This is a genomic window from Delftia sp. ZNC0008 (assembly GCF_000799035.1).
Classification (GTDB): Bacteria; Pseudomonadota; Gammaproteobacteria; order Burkholderiales; family Burkholderiaceae_C; genus Comamonas; species Comamonas tsuruhatensis.
In genome coordinates, this window is sequence record NZ_JTKZ01000526.1 from 1 (window position 1) to 4,327 (window position 4,327).

The following is a 4,327-nucleotide window of genomic DNA, read 5'->3' on the forward strand; positions in this document are numbered from 1 at the left end:
CGTGCCGTGGTCGGCCGCAACGCGCCGCTGGTGGCGCAGGAGGCGGTCAGCCGCCAGGACTTCGAGGCCATGCAGGCCCGCCTGCAGGCGGCCCAGGCCGCGCGGCAGTCCGCCCAGGCCGAGGTGCAGGCGGCCGCCCTGAACCTGGAATACGCCACGGTCAGGGCGCCTATCGCGGGCCGCATCGGCCGTGCGCTGGTCACCGAGGGCGCCCTGGTGGGCCAGGGCGAGGCCACGCCCATGGCGCTGGTCCAGCAGCTCGACCCGGTCTATGCCGACTTCCAGCAGCCCGTGGCCGAAGCCCAGCGCCTGCGCGCGGCCCTGGCCGAGGGCCGCCTGGCACAGACGGCGGGCAAGGACGGCACGCCGGTCTCCCTGAAGGTGGACGGCACGGGCCTGCAGCGCACGGGGCAACTGCTGTTCTCGGATGTGACGGTGGACCGCGGCACCGGCCAGATGTCGCTGCGCGGGCGCTTCGACAACCGCGACGGCATGCTGCTGCCCGGCATGTATGTGCGCGTGACCGTGGGCCAGGGCGTGGACCCTGCCGCCATCCTGGTGCCGCAGCGGGCCGTGCGGCGCAGCACCGACGGGCAGGCCCACGTGCTGGTGGTGGACGGCCAGGACACGCTGCAGATGCGCCCCGTGCAGACCGCGGCCATGCATGGCGCGCAGTGGCAGATCAGCGCAGGCCTGAAGGGCGGCGAGCGCGTGGTGGTGGGCCGCATGGCAGGCCTGCAGCCCGGGGCGCGGGTTCAGGTCACGGCCCTTTCCGATGCCGCGGCCTCCCCTACGGCGGGGCTGTCCGGCACCTTCAGCGCCTCCGGCAGCTCCGCCACGTCCAGCGACTGAGCCGGCGCGTGCCCAAGGAATAGACCATGTCCAAGTTCTTCATCAACCGCCCCAACTTCGCCTGGGTGGTGGCCATCTTCATCATGCTCGCCGGGCTGCTGGCCATACCGGCACTGCCCGTCTCCCAGTTTCCCAACGTGGCGCCGCCGCAGATCTCGATCACCGCCAACTATCCGGGGGCCTCCGCCACCACGGTGATGGAGTCGGTGACCAGCGTCATCGAGGAGGAGCTGAACGGCACCAAGGGGCTGCTGTACTTCGACTCCTCCAGCGGCTCCACGGGCATGGCCGAGATCACGGCCACCTTCGCCCCGGGCACCGAGCCCGCGCTGGCGCAGGTGGAGGTGCAAAACCGCATCAAGAAGGCCGAGGCGCGCCTGCCCGCGTCCGTGATGCAGATGGGCCTGCAGGTCGAGCAGGCCAGCGCCAACTTCCTGATGATCTACTCGCTGACCTACAAGGACGGCAGCGGCAGCAACAGCGAGGTGGCCCTGTCCGACTACGCCGTGCGCAACATCAACAACGAGATCCGCCGCGTGCCCGGCGTGGGCAAGGTGCAGTTCTTCGCGGCCGATGTGGCCATGCGCGTCTGGGTCGATCCGAACAAGCTGCTGGGCTACGGCCTGTCGGTGGCGGACGTGAACGCGGCCATCGCCGCCCAGAACGCGCAGGTGCCGGCCGGCAGCTTTGGCGCCTCGCCCGCAGGGCCCGGCCAGGAGCTGAGCGCCACCATTGCCGTCAAGGGCACGCTGGCCTCGCCCGAGGAGTTCGGCCAGATCGTGCTGCGTGCCAGGGCCGATGGCTCGGCCGTGCGCCTGGCCGATGTGGCGCGGCTGGAGGTCGGCCAGCTGGACTACAGCTTTTCCTCGCGCGAGGACGGCCGCCAGGGCGTGGCCGCCGCCGTGCAGCTGGCGCCCGGGGCCAACGCCATGCAGACCGCCAAGGCCGTCAAGGCGCGCCTGGCCGAGCTGTCGCAGAACTTCCCCGCCGGCATCCAGTACGCCGTGCCCTATGACACCTCGCGCTTCGTGGAAGTGGCCATCGGCAAGGTCATCCAGACCCTGGTGGAGGCCGTGGCGCTGGTGTTCCTGGTGATGTGGCTGTTCCTGCAGAACCTGCGCTACACGCTGATCCCCACCATCGTCGTGCCGGTATGCCTGGCCGGCACCCTGGGCGTGATGTATGCGCTGGGCTTCTCGGTGAACATGATGACCATGTTCGGCATGGTGCTGGCCATCGGCATCCTGGTGGACGACGCCATCGTGGTGGTGGAGAACGTGGAGCGCCTCATGGCCGAGGAGGGTCTGTCGCCGCTGGCGGCCACGGTCAAGGCCATGCACCAGGTCTCGGGCGCCATCGTCGGCATCACCCTGGTGCTGGTGGCCGTGTTCCTGCCGCTGGCCTTCATGAGCGGATCGGTGGGTGTGATCTACCGGCAGTTCTCGCTGTCGCTGGCCGTGTCCATCCTGTTCTCGGGCCTGCTGGCGCTGACCTTCACGCCCGCGCTGTGCGCCACGCTGCTCAGGCCCGTTGCCAAGGGCCATCACGCCGAGCGCAAGGGCTTCTTCGGCTGGTTCAACCGCCGCTTCGCGGCGCTGACCGAGCGCTTCGACCTGCTCAACCAGCGGCTGGTGCGCCGCGCCGGGCGCTGCATGCTGGTGTATGCCGCCATCGTGGCCGGGCTGGGCGTGGCGTACACGCGCATGCCCGAATCCTTCGTGCCCTACGAGGACATGGGCTACTACATCGTCGGCGTGCAGCTGCCGCCGGGCGCCACCACGGAGCGCACCAAGGCCATGGTCAAGGACATGGAGGACTATGTTCAGAGCCGCCCCGCCACGGCCCAGGCCGAGTTCCTGATGGGCTACAGCTTCTCGGGCATGGGGCAGAACGCGGCCCTGGCCTTCGTCACGCTCAAGGAGTGGTCGGTGCGCGGCGCCGGGCAGGCATCGTGGGACGAGGTGCAGGCCTTCAACCAGCGCTTTGCCAGCCTGTCCGACGGCACCGTCATGGCCGTGGACCCGCCGCCCATCGACGGCCTGGGCAACTCCGGCGGCTTTGCGCTGCGCCTGCAGGACCGCGCCAGCCTGGGCCGCGAGGCGCTGATCGCCGCGCGCGACCAACTGCTGGCCAAGGCCAATGCCTCGCCCATCATTGCCTACGCCATGATGGAAAACCTGGAGGATGCGCCCCAGCTGCGGCTGGACATCGACCGGCGCAAGGCGCAGGCCCAGGGCGTGGATTTCAGCGCCATCAACACGGCCCTGTCCACCGCCTACGGCTCGGCCGTGATCAACGAGTTCCCCAACGCGGGCCGCCTGCAGCGCGTGGTGGTGCAGGCCGATGCCCAGGCCCGCGCGCGGCCCGAGGACATCCTGCGCCTGCACGTGCCCAACGCCGGCGGGCAGCAGGTGCCGCTGTCGGCCTTTGCCACGGTGCGCTGGGAAAGCGGGCCGGTGCAGATCTCGCGCTACAACGGCTATCCGGCCTTCCGCATCTCGGGCGACGCCAGGCCTGGCCACACCACGGGCGAGGCCATGGCCGAGCTGGAACGCATCATGGCCGAGATGCCGCGCGGCATAGGCTACGAGTGGACGGCCCTGTCCTTCCAGGAGAAAGCCGCCGGTGCCCAGGCGCCCAAGCTGTTCGCGCTGGCCATCGTGGTGGTGTTCCTGCTGCTGGTGGCCCTGTACGAGAGCTGGAGCATTCCCGCCGCCGTGATGCTGATCGTGCCCATCGGCGCGCTGGGATCGGTGCTGGCCACCTCGGCCGTGGGCCTGTCCAACGACGTGTACTTCAAGGTGGGCCTGATCACCATCATCGGCCTGGCGGCCAAGAACGCCATCCTGATCGTGGAGTTCGCCAGGGACCTGCATGCCCAGGGGCACAGCCTGGCGCAGGCCGCGCTGCAGGCGGCGCGGCTGCGCTTTCGGCCCATCGTCATGACCTCGCTGGCCTTCATCCTGGGCGTGGTGCCGCTGGCGCTGGCCTCGGGCGCGGGCGCCTCCAGCCAGGCCGCCATCGGCTTTGGCGTGATCGGCGGCATGCTGTCGGCCACGCTGCTGGGGGTGGTCTTCGTTCCCGTCTTCTTCGTCTGGGTGCTGTCCCTGTTCCGGCGCAAGGCGCCGGCCGGCACCCCGCCTGCCCTGCAGGCCCCGGCAACCCCCATCGAGTAAGCGCCATGTCCATGCACTTCTTCCCACGCGCCCTGTGTGCGCTGGCCGCCAGCCTGGTGCTGGCGGGCTGCTCCCTCGCCCCGGTCCACCAGCGTCCGCAGGCGCCCATTCCCACGCAATGGCCGCAGCAGGATGCCGCGCCCGTGCTGTCCTCGTCGGCGGCCACGCTGGACTGGAACAGCTTCATCGCCGACCGCCAGCTGCGCCAGCTGGTGGACCTGGCCCAGGCCCACAACCGCGACCTGCGCCAGACCCTGCTCAACGTGGAGGCGGCACGCGCCCTGTACCAGGTGACGCGG

The 4,327-nt window shown here is 70.3% G+C and carries 2 protein-coding genes and 1 pseudogene; all 3 read left to right on the plus strand.

Features of this window, described 5'->3' with window-relative positions:
• On the plus strand, window positions 1-852 hold an 852-nt coding region (locus tag L995_RS17745), incomplete at its 5' end, for an efflux RND transporter periplasmic adaptor subunit (protein WP_047472825.1).
• Between the two features lie 26 nt (window positions 853-878).
• The gene (locus L995_RS17750; RefSeq protein WP_047472826.1) at window positions 879-4,028 is read left to right on the plus strand and encodes a multidrug efflux RND transporter permease subunit; all 3,150 of its coding nucleotides are present in this window, start codon (window positions 879-881) and stop codon (window positions 4,026-4,028) included.
• Between the two features lie 5 nt (window positions 4,029-4,033).
• Window positions 4,034-4,327, plus strand: a pseudogene (locus L995_RS17755) (multidrug transporter); the annotation flags it as partial.

Coding starts and splice junctions, on each gene's coding strand:
- L995_RS17750 (WP_047472826.1), top strand. CDS start 879: ATGTCCAAGTTCTTCATCAACCGCCCCAACTTCGCCTGGGTGGTGGCC.